Origin of the sequence: Flavobacterium sp. GSP27, from assembly GCF_003970395.1 — a bacterium.
In the GTDB taxonomy this organism is placed as follows: Bacteria; Bacteroidota; Bacteroidia; order Flavobacteriales; family Flavobacteriaceae; genus Flavobacterium.
This window is the reverse complement of sequence record NZ_RYDP01000010.1, coordinates 39,842-60,683: the sequence shown is the minus strand read 5'-3', so window position 1 is coordinate 60,683 and position 20,842 is coordinate 39,842. Positions and strand designations below refer to the sequence as shown.

Genomic DNA, 20,842 nt, shown 5'->3' with positions numbered 1-20,842 from the left:
TTCATTTTTTTCAGGATATTTGTTCACTAAAAAAGCAGTTTCTCTGCTTTTTTTTATTGTTTGCTGTACCTATATTTTCTCAAAATAACGTGACCGGTTCAGTCGTGGACATCTCCAGTAAACCAATAAGTCAGGCAACTGTACAATTAAAAGATATTAAAAATGATGAAATTTTCGCTTTTTCCTTTTCTGACACTTCAGGAAATTTTCGCCTAGTGGTAGACATGAAAGGTTTATATATCCTTAAAATAAGTTATTTGGGTTTAAAGTCTTTCACAAAGGAAATTGAAATAACAAATAATTTGTTAGACATAGGCAAAATTACATTAGAAGAAAACAAAATTGATCTAGACAATGTAATCATTAAGAACGAAGCTGCCGGAATGACCGAAATTGGCGACACACTAAGATACCGGATTGAAAAATTTCTAAATGGTACCGAAGAAACTTTGAAAGATGTCATCAAAAAATTACCCGGCTTAGACATAGACTCTCAAGGCAAAATCAAAGCAAATGGAAAAGAAGTAGACAAACTTTTAATTGATGGAGAGGAATTTTTTATTAACCAACAAAAAATAGCCACCGAAAACATCACTGCTGAAATGGTTAAAAATATTGAGTTAATAAAAAACTATACTGAATTTAAGACTATTAAAAAAAACAATAAATCTGAGATTACTGCCTTAAACATCAACATCAAAGAACAATTCAAAAATAAACTTACAGGAAACGTATCCGCGGGAGCTGGCGATAACAAATATAAAGTACACGCCACACTATTCAATTTTAGCAAAAAAACGTTATTTAGTCTGATTAGCGATTCCAATAATACGGGGGAACTTTCCATGAACATTGACGATTATACCAAATTTACAAACCAAAAAGAAGAAGGTACCATTGGTGAAACCACATTTTCGAAAAATGATGATTTACCTCGGTTTTTAACTATTGGCAATAATGTGAAAGAACGATCCTCCTATTTCACTGGTTTAAATCTAAAATATTCGCCCAATAAAAAAACGCAGGTAAACTTTTACTCGATTTTTAACAGTGTAGATCAAATAGAACAACAGTCAAATACGCAATTCTACTCGTCCAACTCTGGTGTTTTCTCCAATAAAGACAGCAGATATAGTACTGAAGAAACCGTTTTCACTAATTCCTCTATAGACATTACCACTAAACCAAATGAAAAAACATTAATCAGTTATAAAGGGTTCTTTTCGGGCATAAGTAAAACCAATTCAATTGAAATTGACAACAACGCAAACCAATTAAATAACGCGACAGAACTAACAGATTACACATTTAATCATCAATTGAATTTCGCTACACTTTTCGAAAATAACAGCGGCTTTAATTTTTCTTTGAAACAGCAAATTCTCAAAAAATCAAACCTTTTAAATATCGAATCCAACCTTCCTTTTTTAGCTTTGAACTTTGAGAATAATGCAAACAAAATTATTCAGAATAGCGACTTAAACAAGAATAATATCGATGTGAATGCCAATTATACCTTCAACGTAAAAAAGACAGCTAACTCACTTTTCATGGAGTCCTCTTCAAGAAAAGATAATTATAAAAGTACTGAAGAGCAATTTCCGCAATTTGAAAATGACATAATCACAGAAAACAGCGTTCAAAGTTTTGGATTACAAACTAAATTTAAATTTTCGGACAAAACGACATTCTCATCTGCTTTATCCTACTCCAGAATTCAATTTAAAATGGACAATTCAACCGATACAAAGTGGTTATTTACACCCAAAATAAGCTTAAAAACAGACTTTAGTTCCAATCATTACATCAAATTATCTTTTTCCAGAAACAACAGCCTCACACAAGCAGAAAATTTAATACCAAACAGTGTTATTAGTGATTACAGAACTATTTACTCAAATGTGAATCTTAGATTAAACAGTGTGTCACCAAACAATCAAGTAGGAATTGATTATTTCTATTTTGATAATAAAAGAAAATTATCTATTATTTCTAATCTTTCATATTATAAGGCAACAAATATCATTTCCAATAACTCCAGTGCCGATGCAGCGGTAAATTTGATTCAATATCAGCTGGCTCCCTTTGAAAATCGTTTTAACTCGATGCTTTATTCAGAGAAAACACTTTCTTTCATTCCCTTTTCAATTAGAGCAAGTGCTTCTTATTCTTCCAGTTCTAAAATTTTATTTTCAAATAACCTTAATCAAAATTTAAAAACAGAATCGACTTCTGGATATCTTTCGTTTATATCAAGATTAAGACAAACCAGTTTACAATTTGAAACCGGAGTGGCAGTATCAAAAGACGTATATAAAGATGTCCTTTTTAAGAGTCGCATTTCAATATTAAATCCTTTTATCGAAACTAGTTTTAAAATCTCCAATACTATATCATTCGTAAATAAATTCTCTTACAAAAAAATAAGCACTTCCACTTTTTCCAACAAAATTTATCAGCTCAGCCCCAGACTTCGTATGAATTCCCCAAAGTCAAAAGTCGAAATTAGCTTAATAGCGCACGATATTCTGAACATAAAAAATTACGAACAAATTACGCTAACTCGATTCGATAATTTCACAGAAGAAAGAATTTCTCAATCGCTAACAGGTTATTATTTGCTAAATATTAAATTTAAACTGTAAAGTAGCGAAAACGTAGTAGTTAAGTAAAATATTATGCGTGCATAGTATATTATTCAAATTAATATTTTAAATTTGTAAAAGAAATTACGAATAATAAAAAATATAAGTATGAAAATATTAGTTTGCATCAGTCACGTTCCTGATACTACTTCAAAAATTAACTTTGTCAACGGCGATTCAGAATTTGACACCAATGGAGTTCAATATGTAATCAATCCAAATGACGAATTTGGTTTGACACGCGCTATTTGGTTCCAAGAACAACAAGGCGCAACCGTTACGGTTGTGAATGTTGGAGGACCAGAAACCGAACCTACTTTAAGAAAAGCGCTGGCAATAGGTGCCAATGAAGCCATTCGCGTCAACGCTACTCCTACTGACGGATTTTTCGTAGCCAAACAACTTGCTGAAGTAATTAAAAACGGAAGTTACGATGTAATCATTGCCGGAAAAGAGTCTTTAGACTATAATGGCGGAATGGTTCCTGGAATGATAGCCGGGATTTTAGGATACAACTTCCTTAATTCTTGTACAAGTCTTACTGTTGATGGAACTAATGTAAAAGCAGTTCGTGAAATTGATGGTGGAAAAGAAACCGTTGCTACAACTTTACCATTAATCATTGGTGGACAAAAAGGATTGGTGGAAGAAAAAGATTTGCGTATTCCAAACATGAGAGGAATCATGACTGCAAGAACAAAAGCATTAACAATACTGGAGCCTGTTGACGCTGCTGTGAATACAAAAGCAGTAAAATTTGAAAAACCAGCGCCTAAATCAGCCGTAAAATTGATTGCTGCTGACAATTTAGATGAATTAATCAATTTATTACACAACGAAGCAAAAGTAATCTAACTGTCATAAAGCTGAATGTCAAAAGTCAAATGAATAGAAGTTTACACTAATTTCCCTTTACGACTTTAGACTTTTAAACTTTAAGACTAAAATAAAAAAATCATGTCAATATTAATATACGCGGAATACGCTCCCGACGCTTCGGGAGGAAAATTTAAAAAAGTAGCATTCGAATTGGCTTCCTATGCAAAAAAAGTAGCCGAAAGTCTAGGAACCACTGTTACGGCTGTAACCGTAAATGCTGGGGATGTTTCGGAATTATCAAAATACGGAGTAGACAAAGTATTAAAAGTAACCAACGATAAATTATCCGGGTTTACTGCAAAAGCATACGCTGATGTGATCAAACAAGCCGCCCAAAAAGAAAACGTAAAGTTAGTTTTACTTTCATCCACTACAGACAGTATTTATCTTTCCTCACTTGTTGCAGTAGCTTTAGAAGCCGGCTATGCGTCAAATGTGGTTGGATTACCAGTTTCAACGTCGCCTTTTCAAGTAAAAAGAAATGCTTTTTCAAACAAAGCGTTCAATATCACTGAAATTGCCACAGACGTAAAAGTACTTGGGCTTGCCAAAAACTCGTATGGGGTTTTTGAAACACCTTCAACATTAACCGAGGAAGATTTTAACCCAAATATTGGAGAAGCTGATTTTGGTGTAAAAGTAGAATCAGTTGAAAAAGTTTCTGGAAAAGTTTCAATCGCTGATGCGGATATTGTAGTGTCGGCTGGACGTGGATTGAAAGGTCCGGAAAACTGGGGAATGGTAGAGGAGTTAGCAACTGTTCTTGGCGCTGCAACTGCTTGTTCAAAACCAGTTTCTGATTTAGGATGGAGACCTCACGGAGAACACGTTGGGCAAACAGGAAAACCGGTAGCTACAAACCTTTATATTGCAATTGGAATTTCAGGAGCGATTCAACACATTGCGGGAATCAACTCTTCTAAAGTAAAAGTGGTCATCAACAGTGATCCCGAAGCGCCTTTTTTCAAAGTAGCGGATTACGGAATTGTAGGTGACGCGTTTGAAATCGTACCACAATTAATTGAAAAATTTAAAGCTTTCAAAGCTCACAATTCATAAATTATAGCATCCCATTAATTTAAATGCTACTTAAAAACAAGATATTTGTATCTTTGCTTTTAAGTAGCATTTCTTTTTTATAATTGCTGCTTAATTTTTATTAAAAAAAGTACCTCGTACTTTCCCATTACATCAATTATGAGCTTAGTTAAACTATCTATAAAAGGAATTTCATACAGTCAAACTCAAAACGGAGCCTACGCATTAATCTTGAATGAGGTTGACGGAGAACGAAAATTACCCATTGTCATTGGTGCTTTTGAAGCCCAATCCATCGCTATAGCATTGGAAAAAGAAATAAAACCACCACGTCCTCTGACCCATGATTTGTTCAAAAACTTCGCAGAACGATTTGACATTGTAGTCAAACAAGTCATTATTCACAAACTTGTGGACGGTGTTTTTTATTCGAGTATCATTTGCGAAAGGGATAAAATTGAAGAAATTATTGATGCCCGAACTTCAGACGCCATTGCGTTAGCATTGCGTTTTAACGCACCTATATTCACTTACAAAAACATTCTGGACAAAGCCGGAATTTATTTAAAATCAAATCCTTTAGACCCTAATAAAGACTCGCAGGAAATTGACGATGTACTTTCTAATCCGGACACTTTTGGTCGTGAAGAAGAAAGCAATCAATCCGGAGAAACCTATTCTAAACACAGTCTACCGGAATTAAATGAATTGTTAGATCAAGCTGTGTCGCACGAAGATTATGAGAAAGCCGCAAAAATTAGAGATGAAATCTCAAAGAGAGAATTGTAATTGTACCCATTTTTACTTTCCGTAGGATTGAAATGAAATCAGATTGTTACTAAATTTCAAAGGATTGAATCGCTTGTTTTTGAATAAATACACTTAAATTCACCAAAAACACTTAGTACCATGTTTCTTTTATAAAATTGATAAAAATAAGCTATGAAAAAAAACCACTTCCTACTTCTCTCAACATTATTTATTTGTTCAGCTGCCTCATCCCAAGACTATTATCTGCATTGTGGAAAAATTTTAAATACACTATCAGGTAAAGAATTAACAAACCAAACGATCATTGTTTCTAAAAACAAAATTACAAAAGTACAAGAGGGTTTTATCGCTAAAGTCAAGCCTGAAGACATTGAGATCAACCTGAAAAACAAATATGTTTTACCGGGTCTTATTGACTTACATGTTCACATAGAAGGCGAACATGATACCAAGAGCTACATGTCAAAATACATAGACAACGAAGCTGATGTTGCATTTCAAGCCGTTCGATGTGCCGAAATCACTCTTCTAGCTGGATTCACTACGGTGAGGGATTTAGGTGGAACCGGAGTAAATATCTCCATAAGAAATGCCATCAATAAAGGAATCGTAAAAGGTCCCCGAATTTTTACTGCCGGAAAATCAATTGCTACAACAGGCGGTCATGCAGATCCTACTAACGGAAGCAACCGAAAACTGGTAGGCGATCCAGGTCCACATGAAGGCGTAATCAATTCTCCAGAAGAAGGAGTAAAAGCAGTGAGAGAGCGTTATAAAGAAGGAGCTGATGTTATTAAAATTACAGCTACAGGTGGTGTTTTGAGCGTGGCAAAAAGCGGTAAAAATCCGCAGTTCTCTCTAGAGGAAATTAAAGCCATCACCACAACAGCCAAAGATTACAACATGCTCACCGCTGCCCATGCCCATGGCGACGAAGGAATGCAAAGAGCCATATTGGGCGGTATAAAAACCATTGAGCACGGCACCTTTATGAGTGAAGAGACAATGGAATTGATGAAAAAATACGATGCTTATTTAGTTCCTACCTTAACGGCTGGAAAAGAAGTAGAAAAAAATGCAGAAATTACTGGTTTTTATCCTGACATCGTAGTTCCAAAGGCCAGAGAAGTTGGCCCACAACTGAAAGCTACTTTTGCCAAGGCGTATAAAAAAGGAGTCCAAATTGCTTTTGGAACTGATGCCGGCGTTTTTGCTCATGGTACAAATGCAAAAGAATTTGGGTATATGGTTGAAGCCGGAATGCCTGCATTAGCCGCGATACAATCAGCAACGATTACGAATGCTATGTTATTAGGGCTTGAAAATGAAGCAGGTCAAATCAAAGAAAACTTTTTGGCAGACATCATTGCAGTGGATGAAAATCCTTTGAATGCGATCAAAACTCTGGAAAAGGTCGTATTTGTAATGAAAGACGGAAAAGTATATAAAAACGAACAACCGCTTACCGCACAATAGAATCAAGAGACAATGAAGCAATATTTAGATTTAGTACAACACGTAATGAAAAACGGTTGTCAAAAAGGAGATCGTACGGGAACCGGGACAAAAAGTGTCTTTGGTTACCAAATGCGTTTTGACTTAAATGAAGGTTTCCCGATGGTCACTACTAAAAAACTACACCTAAAATCCATTATCTACGAATTGCTTTGGTTCTTAAAAGGAGACACAAATATTAAGTATCTTCAAGAAAACGGCGTTAAAATTTGGGATGCTTGGGCTGATGCCAATGGAAATTTAGGACCTGTTTACGGCCACCAATGGCGCAATTGGAATAGTGAAGAAATTGATCAAATATCGGAATTAATTAAAGAGTTAAAAACGAATCCTAACAGCCGCAGAATGCTGGTTTCAGCATGGAATCCTTCGGTTCTGCCTGACACGACAAAATCATTTGACGAAAATGTAAGCAACAATAAAGCCGCCTTACCTCCTTGTCATGCGTTCTTTCAGTTTTATGTTTCTGAGGGTAAGCTATCTTGTCAGTTGTACCAGCGAAGCGCTGATATTTTTTTAGGAGTTCCTTTTAATATCGCTTCGTATGCGTTACTCACCATGATGATTGCACAGGTTTGTGATCTAGAACCTGGTGAATTCATTCACACTTTTGGCGATGCACATATCTATAACAACCATTTTGAACAACTGGAATTGCAATTGACCCGTGAGCCAAAACCATTACCAAAAATGATTTTAAATCCCAATATAAAAGACATCTTCGCGTTTGGTTTTGAAGATTTTACCCTTGAAGGCTATGAACCTCATGCCGCGATAAAAGGAAGTGTTGCGGTATAAAACAATAAAAAACGGTGTTTAGCTATACTACTAAAACACCGTTTTCATTTCCTGCAAACGCATTCCATTTGAAAGAATCTGCCTCTGGCTCATTGACAAATACACCATCGATAACGTATTTGAATTCGTAAGCGGCGTCTTTGGCCACATCAAATACTCCCTTGAAAGTTCCATTTTTTAATTTACTTAAAGCCCCTTCAGCAACATTCCAATTGTTGAAATCACCCACAACAGAAGCATGACTTGCTGCCTTTGCCGCTACCGAAAAAGTAACTTTACAAACTGGCTTTGTTTTTATAAATTGTTTTTTAATCGGCATAACATATTCATTTATAGGTTTATAAAACAAAGTAAATGAAATATATTGAAGTTTCAATAGCCCTTGTAAAGTTTTAATGGAATACCGTAAACTATGTTAATTTTTGATAAATTCAATAATTTAAGTGATTGTAAATTTACTATTCAAAAATCAGAAAACGTTTTCTGGTGAAATAATCCCGAAGCAAAATAGTGACTTTGCAAAATAAATTTTACCTTTATAAACTAAAATCAGGGCGATGGAAAAAGAATTACACGAACAATATGAATATGCAAGACGAAGAATAAAACAAAAGAAACGATTGTATTTTCATTTTGTTCTTTTTGTTTTGGGAAGTTTATTGCTATTTGTTGCTCATAATTTCCTTGACAGTACGGTAGTCTCGTATTGGTATCTTTGGATTATTACAATATGGCTATTCCTTTTTATTTTGCATTTTATAAAAATTTTCATCACGGATCGATTTATGAATAAAGATTGGGAAAGAGAACAAATTGACAGACTTGTAGTTTTGCAACAAAGGAAAATAGAGCAGCTACAATCCAAAATAGCAAATGACGAACCTAAATAATAGTATGAAATTATGATTATAATGATTGCAGCGGCAGCTGAGAATAACGCATTAGGAAAAGATAATAAGATAGTGTGGCATTTACCAAATGATTTTAAAAGATTCAAGATGCTAACTTCGGGGCATCATATCATCATGGGGCGAAAGACGTTTGAAAGCTTAGAAAAACCGTTACCCAATAGAACACATATTATTATCACGAGACAGCAAAACTATAAAGCTGATGGATGTATAATAGTTGCAAGTATGGAACAAGCTCTTGAATCTTGTCCAAAAGAAAAGGACTCCTTTATTATAGGCGGTGGTGAAATTTACGCTTTAGGAATGCCTTACGCCGATAAATTAGAAATTACCAGAGTCCACGAGAGTTTTGATGTTGATGCTTATTTTCCTGAGATCGATAAAAAGAAATGGAAGATTGATGCAACCGAGTTTAATGCAAAAGATCAAAACCACAAATTTGATTACACTTACGAAACATTCGTCAGAATATAAAATTAAAAAACATCCCAATTTAGGGATGTTTTTTTTTAACCATTGATTAAGAGCAATGACCTAGTCTTGAAACAGTATTTGATAAACTAATATAAAAATTACAAACACTAGTAACACTCCAGAAACGAAGATTATAATGTTTGATGTTTTTTGAGAATACATCTCAAAAAAGCCTTTAATACCAAATACCACGAAGGTACTAAAGACGAAAAAAATTAAAATTTCCAAAAACAAATTTAATCCTAAGAACGTATGTTGCGCTTTAACTACAATACTGCCTTGTAAAACAGCATTTTCAAAACAGCTAACAAGAACAAATGAGATAAATAGCGCTAAAAATATCCATTTGATTAGGTTCACTGACTCTTTTTTAATCATTTAATATGGTTCTTTCTTGAATACCAAATTTGCGCAATAAAAATCGGAGATACAATACCCACTTTTAGTGATATTTCAAATAAAAAAAATGATTCTTATTTTAACGGACTTAGTCTTATTTAATACGCAAAAAATCATTCCGGCACATAAAACAAAACTTGCTTCTAATTTAAAGAACTCGTTTTTAGTTCATCCCGTTTGTATTATATTTGCATAAAAAAAATGTCAGAAAAGATAACTCCTTATAAAGGTTCTGCCTTAGGTAAAAAAGAACAGGTTGCTCAAATGTTTGACACCATTTCAGGCAACTATGATAAATTGAATCGTGTCATTTCTTTTGGAATTGATATAAAATGGCGTAAAAAAGTTTTGCAGATGGTTGCGAAATCCAATCCAAAAATAATCCTGGATATTGCTACGGGCACTGGAGATTTAGCGATTTTAATGGCACAAACCAATGCTGAAAAAATCATTGGCTTAGACATATCTGCCGGAATGCTGGAAGTTGGCGTCCAAAAAATTGCTGCCAAAAACCTTACTGCTACTATTGAAATGATTTTGGGCGACTCAGAAAACATGCCTTTTGAAGACAATTATTTTGATGCGATTACCGTTGCTTTTGGTGTTCGAAATTTTGAAACGCTGGAAAAAGGATTAGCTGAAATTTTAAGAGTTTTAAAACCAAATGGTGTATTTGTAATTTTAGAAACGTCAGTGCCAGACCAAACGCCTTACAAACAAGGCTATACTTTTTACAGTCAAAACATCCTGCCTTTGATAGGTAAATTATTCTCTAAGGATAACGTTGCCTACGGTTATTTATCTGAATCAGCTGCCGCTTTTCCTTATGGCGAGGCGTTAAACAATATTTTAAGAGAAATTGGGTTTATAGATGTTGTAGCATTACCGCAAACCTTTGGTGTGGCCACCATTTACTCAGCTTCTAAAAAATAACATGAAAAAAATAATTGCCTTACTCTTTTTTGCTTTTATTCTAAACGGATACGCCCAAAAGTCTCGAACTATTTTCAGCAAAGATCCCATTGTTAATTTGGAAAATTTTCAAAAAAAGAAAGTTTATTATGGCTTTTACTTAGGATTCAATTCCTATGATTTTAAAATTGATTATAAAATGAAAGGCCCTGATATACTGGTCAAAAAAACAACCGGTTTCAATGTGGGAATTATTGGTGATGTAAAATTACAGGAATACATTAACTTGCGATTTGAACCTGGATTGTATTACACAAAAAGAGACTTGTATTATCCTAATTTTTCAAACAGTGGCGATGCGCTTAGAGAAGTGAACAGCACGTACATTCATTTTCCTTTATTGTTGAAATTTTCCTCCCTAAGAACGGGCAATATTCGCCCCTATTTAGTGGGAGGATTGTCAGCTACTTTAAACTTATCCAGCAACTCTAAGTTGATGGATGATAATTTGCAGGAACGCTTTCGAGTTAAATCATGGACTACTAATTATGAATTAGGCTTTGGAATTGACCTTTTTTCCGAATATTTTATATTTTCGCCTTCCATAAGAGGTGTTTTTGGACTTAATGACGAACTAATTAGAGACAATGACCCCAGCAGTCCTTGGACAGGAAACATTGAAGCCTTAAAGACCAGAGCCATTTTAATTAATTTTACTTTCCATTAAAAAGTAGTTTGGCCGTTTTTAAGTTCTCCCGTAAACTATGACTGCGCGTTGCTATCAGCCTCTACAAAACTCACTTAAGACAATTGCTGTTGCTGCAGCTACATTCAGACTTTCCGTTTTTTGAAGATTCCCAAAACGAGGAATTGTGAGTCGGTTGTGGACCTCATTTTCAAGAGCCGGAGAAATTCCATTAGCTTCATTCCCCATGATAATAATTCCCTGTTGAGGAAGAGTTGCTTTATAAATATTTTCTCCATCCATGAAGGTCCCAAAAATTGGAAGTTTTGTCTGCGCTAAAAAAACATTCAAATCAACATAATTAACATTCACCCGGGCAATGGAGCCCATTGTTGCCTGAACCACTTTTGGATTATACAGATCCACCGTTTCCTTTGAACACAAGACTTGTTGTATCCCAAACCAGTCACACAAACGCAATATAGTCCCTAAATTTCCAGGATCCCGAATAGAATCAAGCGCTAGAATCAAACCGGTTTCAGTAATTGATTTTTCTACTGGCATCTTAAAAACGGCTAAACATGTATTCGGAGTAGCCAATGCTGTAACTTTTTTTAAATCATTTTCTGAAATAATGGTTTTTTTTTCTTGGCTTACCGAATCAAAATCATTTTGGGTGGTAAACAAATGTTCCAATTCAAAATTAGAATCCAATAGTTCCTGAATTCCTTTGACACCTTCGGCAAAAAATAATTTATTGGCTATCCTATATTTTTTTTGCTGCAAACTCGTTATAAGCTTTATTTGGTTTTTACTAACCATAAAATAATGTACTTTTGAATTAAATATTTTAGAACACTTGAAAAAAATTTCTACAAAAATAACTGCATTTATTGTAATTGCAATACTAATTTGCGCTTGTGACGCTGTAAAAAGAGTTCCTGACGGGAAATTGCTGCTTACAAAAAATGAAATCGAGGCCAATGGCAAATCCATTAAGGAGGAAACTATTTTTAATCAGTTGTATCAAAAACCAAACAGTACCTTGCTGGGCTATCGTTTGCGCTTGAACCTTTACAATCTTGCCAATCTAAATCCAGATTCAACCTATCAGGCTAAGTTTGCTAACAATCCCGAAAAATACAAAAGACAATCCAAATGGCTGTCTGAAAAACAAGTCAACAGACTCGGAAAGTCTTTTTTATATTATGGCATCCATAATTTTTTAAAAAAAACAGGAGAGCCTCCTGTAATTATCGACAAAGAAAGAGCTGACAAATCAGTATTGCGATTGAAATATTACTATTTCAACAATGGCTATTTTAATGTAAATGCAAATTACAACATAGACACCCTGAGCCTTAAAAAAGCTAAAATAAAATACGCCATAACGCCCGGAAATGCCTTTTTCCTAGATACTTTAAAAACCACTATTTTAACTCCAGCATTAGACTCTTTATACCAAACCAATAAATCCAATACCTTTCTAAAATCAGGCAATCAATACAAAACAGAAGATTTTGAGAATGAAAAAAACCGAATTACCACTCATTTCAGAAATAACGGAGCCTATTATTTTCAGTCCAACTACGTTACTTTTGATATTGACACGATTAAAAAAGTAAATCAAGCAAATATAAACCTGGTCATTAATAATTATTCGTACCAAGATCAGGATTCTAGCAAAACGGTGCCTTTTAAAATTTATAAAATAAGTGATGTAAATATTTATACGGACTATTCCTCAGAGAATAACAACCGGACTATTACAGATAGTACAACCTACAAAAACTTCAATTTATACAGCCATCAAAAATTAAAATACAAACCTCGCGCGATAACTAACGCCATATTCATTACAAAGGGAGGTTTGTATGCTGATTACAAAACAGTCTTGACCACACGCTACCTGAACAACCTCAAAGTATTCAACTACCCCTCCATACAATATGAAGTTGACAAAAGAGACAGTACTGCACAATCGCTGATCGCTAAAGTATACCTGACTCCCCGCAAAAAATATAGTTTTGGGACTACACTAGATGTTACTCATTCAAACATTCAGGATTTTGGTATCGGATTGAGTGTTTCAGAAACAATCAGAAATGTTTTTAATGGTGCTGAAACACTGGAAATTGCAGCCCGTGGCAATATAGGTTCCTCACAAGATCTTGCCAATCCAAATAATAATTTTTTTAATGTATCCGAGTACGGGTTGGATTTAAAATTAAATATTCCTAGAATTTTCATTCCCTTTAGCACTGAAAAAATCATTCCAAAAAGCATGATTCCCTCCACACTAATCACAGTCGGTTTTGCAAAACAAAGAAATCTGGGGTTAGACAAAGAAAATTTCACGGGAGCACTATCGTACAATTGGACTCCAAAAAGAAACCATACTGCCCGATTTGACCTGTTTAACACCCAGTTTGTTCGCAATCTAAATCCCAATAATTATTTCTTTGTTTACAACTCTTCTTACAGAGCATTGAATGCCATAGGGAAGCAATACAACACCAACCCTAACTACTATAACAATGATATCGATAGGGATTTAGTCATTGAAAGAGGCACAACTGGATTTACCCGTGATGTCTTATCAGGAAATGCGAGTTTCTTAAAACCATTAGAAAGTGCTGATATAGAAAGTGTAAAAAGCATTGAGGAAAGAAGACTCCGACTTACGGAAAACGATTTTATACTCGCTACAAGTTTTACGTTTTCAAAAACAACAAAGAAAGACTTATTAGACAATGATTTTTATCTCTTTAGAACAAAAATAGAATCAGCGGGAACACTATTGTCAGCTTTTGCAAAAACGACAAATCAAAAAGAAAATGTCACCGGTAATTATGAGATATTTAATTTAGAATACTCTGAATACCTAAAAACAGAATTTGAATACATCAAACATTGGGATTTATCTAAAGAAAAGATCTTTGCCTTTCGATCCTTTTTTGGCATTGCAGTCCCATTTGGGAATTCAAATTACATTCCTTTTTCAAGGAGTTATTTTTCTGGGGGCTCAAATGACAACCGAGCCTGGCAACCATACAGCTTAGGTCCCGGGAGTAGCGGAGCTGTAGATGATTTTAATGAAGCCAACATGAAAATTGCCATTAGTGGTGAATTTAGATTTAAAATATTAGGCAATTTAAAAGGGGCCCTTTTTGCTGATGCCGGGAACATTTGGAACGTATTGGATAATGTGGTGGATGAGAAATCAACATTTACCAGTTTCAGCGACTTAAAAGACATTGCATTAGGCACGGGATTCGGCCTTCGATATGACCTGAGTTTTTTTGTAATTCGTTTTGATTTAGGATTTAAAACCTATAATCCTGCCAACGAAACCCGTAAAAGATGGTTTCAAGAATATAATTTTGGAAACTCTGTTTTAAATTTTGGAATAAATTACCCGTTCTAATGCTAAATAATTCTTATTTTTGCAAAACTAAAAACTAAAAAATAACTAAAAAAAACACAATGGCACATACTATTAAACCGGGCGTAGCTACAGGAGATCAAGTACAAGAAATTTTCAATTACGCAAAAGAAAAAGGATTTGCACTTCCGGCAGTAAACGTTACTGGATCAAATACAATCAATGGTGTCCTTGAAACTGCAGCAAAACTTAATGCTCCTGTTATCATTCAGTTTTCTAATGGAGGAGCACAATTTAATGCAGGTAAAGGACTTTCGGATGTTGGTGAAAAAGCAGCTATCGCTGGTGGAATTGCAGGAGCTTTACACATTCACACCATGGCGGAAGCGTATGGAGCAACTGTAATTTTACATACTGACCATTGTGCGAAAAAATTATTACCTTGGATAGACGGCCTATTAGATGCTTCCGAAGCACATTTTGTTAAAACCGGAAAACCATTGTTTTCGTCTCACATGATTGATTTATCTGAAGAGCCTATCGAAGAAAACATCGAAATTTGCAAAGGCTATTTAGAACGAATGAGTAAAATGGGAATGACATTAGAGATCGAACTTGGAATCACAGGTGGTGAAGAAGATGGTGTAGACAACTCTGATGTAGATAGTTCTAAATTATATACACAACCGGAAGAAGTTGCTTACGCATACGAAGAACTTTCAAAAGTAAGTCCACGATTTACAATTGCTGCTGCTTTTGGAAACGTACATGGAGTGTACAAACCCGGAAATGTAAAATTGACTCCAAAAATCTTGAAAAATTCTCAGGATTTTGTTCAAAATAAATTCAATACAGGATCTAATCCAGTAGATTTCGTTTTCCACGGTGGTTCTGGTTCTACATTAGAAGAAATAAGAGAAGGGATCAGCTACGGGGTAATAAAAATGAATATCGATACTGATTTGCAATTTGCATTTACAGAAGGAATTCGTGATTACATGGTTAAAAATATTGACTATTTGAAAACTCAAATTGGAAACCCAGAAGGCGCTGATGTTCCAAACAAAAAACATTACGACCCAAGAAAATGGTTGCGTGAAAGTGAAGTTACTTTCAACACAAGACTTGAGCAAGCATTTGCTGACTTGAACAATGTGAATACATTATAAAAATAGTGGTCCGTTTTTAGTGTTCAGATCTCAAATGCTGATAATGGAATACTAAAACTGATTACAAAACACTGAATACCTGATTACTGAACACTGAATACTAAAGAAATGGCTTGGTTTAAAAGAAAAGAAAAAGGGATTACTACCGCTACCGAAGACAAAATGGATATTCCAAAAGGACTTTGGTACAAATCTCCAACCGGAAAAATCATTGATGCCGATGAACTAGCTCGCAACTTATTTGTGAGTCCAGAAGATGGTTTTCATGTCAGAATTGGAAGTGCTGAATATTTTCAAATCTTATTTGACAACAATGAATTTGTTGAATTAGACAAGAATATGACTTCTAAAGATCCTTTGCACTTTGTTGATACCAAGAAATATGCAGATCGTTTGAAAGATGTAATGGAAAAAACCAAACTCAAGGATGCAGTACGCACGGGAGTTGGAAAATCAAAAGGTAAAGATTTAGTTATTTGCTGTATGGATTTTGCCTTCATTGGTGGTTCTATGGGTGCAGTTGTAGGTGAAAAAATTGCGAGAGGAATTGATCACGCCATCAAAAACAACATGCCCTTTGTCATGATTTCAAAATCAGGTGGAGCCAGAATGATGGAAGCTGCCTATTCTTTAATGCAATTAGCTAAAACATCTGTTAAGTTAGCACAACTTGCCGAAGCAAAACTGCCTTATATTTCGTTATGTACAGATCCTACAACTGGAGGAACAACTGCTTCATACGCGATGCTAGGTGACATCAACATATCTGAACCAGGCGCATTAATAGGATTTGCTGGCCCAAGGGTAGTACGAGACACAACTGGTAAAGATTTACCAGAAGGTTTTCAGACTGCTGAGTTTTTACTCGAACATGGCTTCTTAGACTTTATCACACCAAGAAAAGAATTGAAAGACAAGATCAACTTGTACATTGATTTGATTCAGAACAATGATATTCGATAAATAAAATCCCAAGCAATTGGGATTTTATATTTGCGCTACATTCTCTTTATACCAAACAAAACAGCTTCCAAAAAAATATTGGAAGCTGTTTTTTGTTATGCCATTATATTTAAAATTAAGTGTTTACAAAAGAGGACTACACAAACCTGAGTTTTTTATATCCCGGTACGAATAGCCTCCACCGGATCTAATTTAGAAGCTGCAATTGCAGGTAGAATTCCGGATATTAGACCAATTATAGCCGCTAATCCTGTTCCTAGGACAATATTACCCATACTTAAGACAAACTCGAAGTCTAAGGCTTTTGTTACAATAAGAGTAATAATCCAAACTAAGAGCAATCCTATCAAACCACCAATAACTGATAATATTATCGCTTCAAATAAAAACTGAAACAATATAAACTTGTTTTTGGCTCCCAATGATTTTTGGATCCCAATCAAATTCGTACGCTCTTTTACAGAAACAAACATAATATTAGCAATTCCAAAACCACCTACAAGCAGAGAAAAGCCACTGATAACCCATCCTACAAGATTCATTTGCCCAAGGATACCATCAATAAGGTCAGTAAATCCAGAAAAAACATTAATGAAAAAATTATCTATTTCACCTGCTTTCAATCCCCTAAAGCTTCTTAATTTTTGTGCTATTTCTTCTTTATAAGCTGCCATGTCAGCTCCATTTTCAGGTTTAAAAATAATAACATTTGTCAAAGCAGTATTATTATCTCCGTATAGTTGTCGCACAAAATTGACTGGAATATAAGCTGAGGTGTCATTACTATCCCCAAACAAACCCGCTCCTTGTTTCTTCAAAACCCCAATGACCGTAAAACGATTTCCATACAACCGCACGTTTTTTCCAATGGGTTCTGCATCATCAAAAAGTGATTTTGCAATTTCATTCCCCAAAACAACAACTGTAGCTCCGGAATTGGCTTCGGATTCATTGTAAAATCGTCCGCTTTCAAACTCAAGGCCCTGAATATCTATAAATTCCTGAGAAACAGGAACTATATTGACATCACTAACTGTTTTTGAATCAAATTTAATAGATTCTCTTCTAATAAATATTTGATAGGCCATTTGATCCGTGTTAGTCATTGCACCTTTCATATAGGTGTATTCATCATACTTCACATTAGGAAACTGTTCTCTTTTCCATTGTGGAATTTCCGAAGGCCCGAAAGAAAATTTCATCAAATAAATCGTATTTTTATCTAAACTACTCAAATCTTTAGTGATTTTTCTGTCCAAAGAATCTACAGCAGCGAGTACCGCTATAATAGAAAAAATCCCAATAGTAACGCCTAACAAAGAAAGCAGCGTTCGTAACTTATTGTTGCGCAATGCATTCATCGCAAAGCTAAAACTCTCTTTTAATAATCGAAGGTAAACTAACATACAATCTATTTAGTGTTAAGTAAAATTCTATAAATATTAATCAGAAACCTAATGAAAAATCGTTTCGTTACATTGTGAAAGCGCTATTTTTATGTTTCCCGTTGCAATAGCCGTAAAAATTACAATTATCTCAATTTCAAATGGCTTAATTTTGACATTAAAAAACTATTTTTGCATTTTATAACTATAACTACATAATGAGCACAACTAAAACAATTCAATCTGCATTAATCTCCGTCTTTTCAAAAGAAGGATTAGAACCTATAGTAAGACAACTAAACAGTCAAAATGTTACACTTTATTCTACTGGAGGGACTGAGGATTTTATAAAAAATTTAGGAATTCCCGTAATACCCGTTGAAGATGTGACCTCTTACCCTTCTATTTTGGGTGGAAGAGTAAAAACATTACACCCAAAAGTCTTTGGTGGAATACTAAATCGCCAAGATAATGAGAGTGATGCACAACAAATGCTAGAATTCAACATTCCACAAATTGACTTAGTCATTGTTGACTTATATCCTTTTGAAAAAACGGTTGCTTCAGGAGCAAGTGAAGCAGACATCATTGAAAAAATAGATATTGGTGGTATTTCTTTAATTCGTGCTGCTGCAAAAAACTTCAAGGATACCGTAATTGTGGCTTCGGTAGATCAATACGGCTTGCTTTTAGATTTAATTATCGATCAAAATGGCGCCACAACATTGGAAGACCGAAAATTATTGGCAACAAAAGCATTTCATGTTTCATCGCATTATGACACTGCAATTTTCAATTATTTTAATACTGACGAAACCATTTACAAAGAAAGTATTCCTAACGGTCAAGTGCTGAGATACGGTGAAAACCCACATCAAAAAGGATTTTTCTTTGGAGATTTTGAGGCCATGTTCAACAAAGTGCACGGAAAAGAATTATCATACAATAATTTGTTGGATGTAGATGCGGCTGTAAATTTGATAGCTGAATTCAACAATGACGGCCCTACATTTGCCATATTAAAACACAACAACGCTTGTGGTTTAGCGACACGAACAACTATTACTGAGGCCTATTTAGCCGCATTAGCTTGTGACCCGACATCTGCATTTGGAGGTGTTTTAATTTCCAATACTAAAATTGATGCAGCGACTGCAACAGAGATAAACAAATTATTTTGTGAGGTGGTCATTGCCCCCGAATATGATACTGAGGCCCTGACTATTTTACAAGAAAAGAAAAACCGAATCCTATTAGTTCAGAACGAGGTTGCGTTACCCCAAAAAACGGTACGAACCTGCTTGAACGGACTTTTAATTCAAGAAAGAAATACGGTAACTGACAATAAAGAAGCCTTAAAAACCGTTACCATAACAGCTCCTACTGAACAGGAAATTCAGGATTTAATTTTTGCTTCCAAAATTTGTAAAAACACCAAATCAAACACGATTGTTCTTGCTAAAAACGGAACACTTATTGCATCCGGTACAGGACAAACATCCAGAGTTGATGCCTTAGTACAGGCGATAGAAAAAGCTAAAAATTTTGGATTTGACTTACATGGAGCCTCAATGGCAAGTGATGCATTTTTCCCTTTCCCAGACTGTGTTGAAATAGCTAAAAAAGCAGGTATTACTGCGGTAATTCAGCCAGGCGGATCCATCAAAGACAATTTGAGCATTGACTATTGCAATGAAAATAAACTTGCAATGGTATTTACGGGAACGCGTCATTTTAAACATTAATTTGTTTAACTTTGTGCGTTTCAAATTTATAACATTTTAACCCCAAAAAATTTATGGGATTTTTTGATTTCATGACTGAGGATATCGCGATAGACCTTGGTACCGCTAATACTTTAATCATACATAATGATAAAGTTGTAATAGACAGTCCATCAATTGTTGCCAGAGACAGAGTTTCTGGTAAAATCATTGCTGTGGGCAAAGAAGCCAACTTGATGCAAGGTAAAACACATGAAAACATTAAGACAATACGCCCTTTGAAAGATGGTGTAATTGCTGATTTTGATGCTTCAGAAAAAATGATAAGTATGTTTATCAAAAGCATACCCGCGCTAAAGAAAAGAATGTTTACTCCTGCGTTAAGAATGGTCGTTTGTATTCCCTCTGGCATTACCGAAGTGGAGATGAGAGCCGTAAAAGAATCATGTGAAAGAGTAAACGGTAAAGAAGTATACCTAATACACGAACCTATGGCAGCAGCAATAGGTATTGGTATTGATATTATGCAACCAAAAGGAAACATGATTGTAGATATAGGTGGTGGAACAACTGAAATTGCCGTAATCGCCTTAGGTGGTATTGTTTGTGACAAATCAGTAAAAATAGCTGGCGATGTATTCACAAATGATATCGTATATTATATGCGTACCCAACACAATCTTTTTGTTGGAGAAAGTACAGCTGAAAAAATAAAAATTCAAATTGGCGCAGCAATAGAAGATTTAGAAACACCTCCTGAAGACATGTCCGTTCAAGGTAGAGATTTACTTACTGGTAAACCAAAACAGGTAGAAGTATCGTACCGAGAAATTGCAAAAGCATTAGACAAATCAATTCAAAGAATTGAAGATGCCGTTATGGAAACGTTATCACAAACTCCCCCAGAACTAGCTGCCGATATATACAACACAGGAATCTACCTTGCCGGTGGAGGCTCCATGTTAAGAGGTCTTGACAAGCGAATTTCACAAAAAACTGATTTACCAGTTTACATTGCAGAAGATCCGTTAAGAGCTGTAGTAAGAGGGACAGGAATGGCACTAAAAAACATTGCTAAATTTAAAAGTATTTTAATCAAGTAATTTGTTATAGCTACTCTTGTCAATTTACAGGACTGAGATAGCATCCAGCAACAACTATTAGATTCCAAAATAAAACAGACAGCTAT

18 protein-coding genes are annotated in these 20,842 nt (G+C 34.9%); 15 read left to right on the top strand and 3 right to left on the bottom strand.

Annotated features, from left to right (window positions below; genetic code table 11):
- Nucleotides 1–89: 89 nt before the first annotated feature.
- The 6 genes from EKM05_RS10065 (at nt 90) to EKM05_RS10040 (ending at nt 7,646) form a co-directional block, all read left to right on the top strand.
- Nucleotides 90–2,645: a TonB-dependent receptor gene (locus tag EKM05_RS10065; RefSeq protein WP_158615147.1), complete on the top strand. Its 2,556-nt coding sequence runs from the start codon at nt 90–92 to the stop codon at nt 2,643–2,645.
- 108 nt (nt 2,646–2,753) lie between these two features.
- A complete protein-coding gene (locus EKM05_RS10060; RefSeq protein WP_126452978.1) occupies nt 2,754–3,500 on the top strand; it encodes an electron transfer flavoprotein subunit beta/FixA family protein in 747 nt (248 codons plus the stop codon).
- 102 nt (nt 3,501–3,602) lie between these two features.
- Nucleotides 3,603–4,583, top strand: coding sequence for an electron transfer flavoprotein subunit alpha/FixB family protein (locus tag EKM05_RS10055; RefSeq protein WP_126457448.1), 981 nt, complete (start codon nt 3,603–3,605; stop codon nt 4,581–4,583).
- Between the two features lie 138 nt (nt 4,584–4,721).
- Complete coding sequence (locus EKM05_RS10050; RefSeq protein ID WP_126452972.1) at nt 4,722–5,351, top strand: bifunctional nuclease family protein; 630 nt, start codon at nt 4,722–4,724, stop codon at nt 5,349–5,351.
- Nucleotides 5,352–5,504: 153 nt separating this feature from the next.
- Nucleotides 5,505–6,809, top strand: coding sequence for an amidohydrolase family protein (locus EKM05_RS10045; RefSeq protein ID WP_126554956.1), 1,305 nt, complete (start codon nt 5,505–5,507; stop codon nt 6,807–6,809).
- A 12-nt stretch (nt 6,810–6,821) separates the two neighbouring features.
- Nucleotides 6,822–7,646, top strand: a complete 825-nt coding sequence (locus EKM05_RS10040; protein ID WP_126457450.1) for a thymidylate synthase — start codon at nt 6,822–6,824, stop codon at nt 7,644–7,646.
- A 22-nt stretch (nt 7,647–7,668) separates the two neighbouring features.
- Here the strand turns inward: EKM05_RS10040 and EKM05_RS10035 are convergent, their stop codons facing one another.
- A complete protein-coding gene (locus tag EKM05_RS10035; RefSeq protein ID WP_126554954.1) occupies nt 7,669–7,965 on the bottom strand; it encodes an isoamylase early set domain-containing protein in 297 nt (98 codons plus the stop codon).
- Between the two features lie 238 nt (nt 7,966–8,203).
- On the opposite strand from EKM05_RS10035, the gene EKM05_RS10030 reads away from it, so the two are divergent.
- The 4 genes from EKM05_RS10030 to EKM05_RS10010 all read left to right on the top strand — a co-directional run bounded on the left by EKM05_RS10030 (nt 8,204) and on the right by EKM05_RS10010 (nt 11,069).
- A complete protein-coding gene (locus EKM05_RS10030; RefSeq protein ID WP_126452960.1) occupies nt 8,204–8,536 on the top strand; it encodes a 2TM domain-containing protein in 333 nt (110 codons plus the stop codon).
- Nucleotides 8,537–8,548: 12 nt separating this feature from the next.
- On the top strand, nt 8,549–9,031 hold the full coding sequence (locus EKM05_RS10025) for a dihydrofolate reductase (RefSeq protein WP_126452958.1): 483 nt from the start codon (nt 8,549–8,551) through the stop codon (nt 9,029–9,031).
- A 600-nt stretch (nt 9,032–9,631) separates the two neighbouring features.
- A complete protein-coding gene (ubiE, locus tag EKM05_RS10015; RefSeq protein WP_126457454.1) occupies nt 9,632–10,363 on the top strand; it encodes a bifunctional demethylmenaquinone methyltransferase/2-methoxy-6-polyprenyl-1,4-benzoquinol methylase UbiE in 732 nt (243 codons plus the stop codon).
- Nucleotide 10,364: 1 nt separating this feature from the next.
- A complete protein-coding gene (locus EKM05_RS10010) occupies nt 10,365–11,069 on the top strand; it encodes a porin family protein (protein ID WP_126457455.1) in 705 nt (234 codons plus the stop codon).
- Between the two features lie 54 nt (nt 11,070–11,123).
- On the opposite strand, the gene EKM05_RS10005 is transcribed toward EKM05_RS10010, so the two are convergent.
- Nucleotides 11,124–11,849, bottom strand: coding sequence for an RNA methyltransferase (locus EKM05_RS10005; RefSeq protein WP_126554952.1), 726 nt, complete (start codon nt 11,847–11,849; stop codon nt 11,124–11,126).
- 37 nt (nt 11,850–11,886) lie between these two features.
- Between EKM05_RS10005 and EKM05_RS10000 the strand changes: the two genes are divergently transcribed.
- From EKM05_RS10000 to accD, 3 genes are all read left to right on the top strand, one after another.
- Nucleotides 11,887–14,454, top strand: a complete 2,568-nt coding sequence (locus EKM05_RS10000) for a BamA/TamA family outer membrane protein (protein ID WP_126554950.1) — start codon at nt 11,887–11,889, stop codon at nt 14,452–14,454.
- 59 nt (nt 14,455–14,513) lie between these two features.
- Complete coding sequence (fbaA, locus tag EKM05_RS09995; RefSeq protein WP_126554948.1) at nt 14,514–15,581, top strand: class II fructose-bisphosphate aldolase; 1,068 nt, start codon at nt 14,514–14,516, stop codon at nt 15,579–15,581.
- A gap of 108 nt (nt 15,582–15,689) precedes the next feature.
- The gene (accD, locus tag EKM05_RS09990) at nt 15,690–16,544 is read left to right on the top strand and encodes an acetyl-CoA carboxylase, carboxyltransferase subunit beta (protein WP_126457459.1); all 855 of its coding nucleotides are present in this window, start codon (nt 15,690–15,692) and stop codon (nt 16,542–16,544) included.
- Between the two features lie 155 nt (nt 16,545–16,699).
- Here accD and EKM05_RS09985 read toward each other — a convergent pair whose 3' ends face one another.
- Nucleotides 16,700–17,950: an ABC transporter permease gene (locus tag EKM05_RS09985; RefSeq protein ID WP_126554946.1), complete on the bottom strand. Its 1,251-nt coding sequence runs from the start codon at nt 17,948–17,950 to the stop codon at nt 16,700–16,702.
- 197 nt (nt 17,951–18,147) lie between these two features.
- On the opposite strand from EKM05_RS09985, the gene purH reads away from it, so the two are divergent.
- A complete protein-coding gene (purH, locus tag EKM05_RS09980; protein ID WP_126554944.1) occupies nt 18,148–19,674 on the top strand; it encodes a bifunctional phosphoribosylaminoimidazolecarboxamide formyltransferase/IMP cyclohydrolase in 1,527 nt (508 codons plus the stop codon).
- Between the two features lie 53 nt (nt 19,675–19,727).
- Nucleotides 19,728–20,756, top strand: coding sequence for a rod shape-determining protein (locus tag EKM05_RS09975; protein WP_126452939.1), 1,029 nt, complete (start codon nt 19,728–19,730; stop codon nt 20,754–20,756).
- Nucleotides 20,757–20,842: the final 86 nt, after the last annotated feature.

What these genes read in the sequence shown, in the direction of transcription:
- EKM05_RS10060 (WP_126452978.1), top strand. Translation starts at nt 2,754, where the DNA reads ATGAAAATATTAGTTTGCATCAGTCACGTTCCTGATACTACTTCAAAA.
- EKM05_RS10055 (WP_126457448.1), top strand. Translation starts at nt 3,603, where the DNA reads ATGTCAATATTAATATACGCGGAATACGCTCCCGACGCTTCGGGAGGA.
- EKM05_RS10050 (WP_126452972.1), top strand. Translation starts at nt 4,722, where the DNA reads ATGAGCTTAGTTAAACTATCTATAAAAGGAATTTCATACAGTCAAACT.
- EKM05_RS10045 (WP_126554956.1), top strand. Translation starts at nt 5,505, where the DNA reads ATGAAAAAAAACCACTTCCTACTTCTCTCAACATTATTTATTTGTTCA.
- EKM05_RS10040 (WP_126457450.1), top strand. Translation starts at nt 6,822, where the DNA reads ATGAAGCAATATTTAGATTTAGTACAACACGTAATGAAAAACGGTTGT.
- EKM05_RS10035 (WP_126554954.1), bottom strand. Translation starts at nt 7,965, where the DNA reads ATGCCGATTAAAAAACAATTTATAAAAACAAAGCCAGTTTGTAAAGTT.
- EKM05_RS10030 (WP_126452960.1), top strand. Translation starts at nt 8,204, where the DNA reads ATGGAAAAAGAATTACACGAACAATATGAATATGCAAGACGAAGAATA.
- EKM05_RS10025 (WP_126452958.1), top strand. Translation starts at nt 8,549, where the DNA reads ATGATTATAATGATTGCAGCGGCAGCTGAGAATAACGCATTAGGAAAA.
- ubiE (WP_126457454.1), top strand. Translation starts at nt 9,632, where the DNA reads ATGTCAGAAAAGATAACTCCTTATAAAGGTTCTGCCTTAGGTAAAAAA.
- EKM05_RS10010 (WP_126457455.1), top strand. Translation starts at nt 10,365, where the DNA reads ATGAAAAAAATAATTGCCTTACTCTTTTTTGCTTTTATTCTAAACGGA.
- EKM05_RS10005 (WP_126554952.1), bottom strand. Translation starts at nt 11,849, where the DNA reads ATGGTTAGTAAAAACCAAATAAAGCTTATAACGAGTTTGCAGCAAAAA.
- fbaA (WP_126554948.1), top strand. Translation starts at nt 14,514, where the DNA reads ATGGCACATACTATTAAACCGGGCGTAGCTACAGGAGATCAAGTACAA.
- accD (WP_126457459.1), top strand. Translation starts at nt 15,690, where the DNA reads ATGGCTTGGTTTAAAAGAAAAGAAAAAGGGATTACTACCGCTACCGAA.
- EKM05_RS09985 (WP_126554946.1), bottom strand. Translation starts at nt 17,950, where the DNA reads ATGTTAGTTTACCTTCGATTATTAAAAGAGAGTTTTAGCTTTGCGATG.
- purH (WP_126554944.1), top strand. Translation starts at nt 18,148, where the DNA reads ATGAGCACAACTAAAACAATTCAATCTGCATTAATCTCCGTCTTTTCA.
- EKM05_RS09975 (WP_126452939.1), top strand. Translation starts at nt 19,728, where the DNA reads ATGGGATTTTTTGATTTCATGACTGAGGATATCGCGATAGACCTTGGT.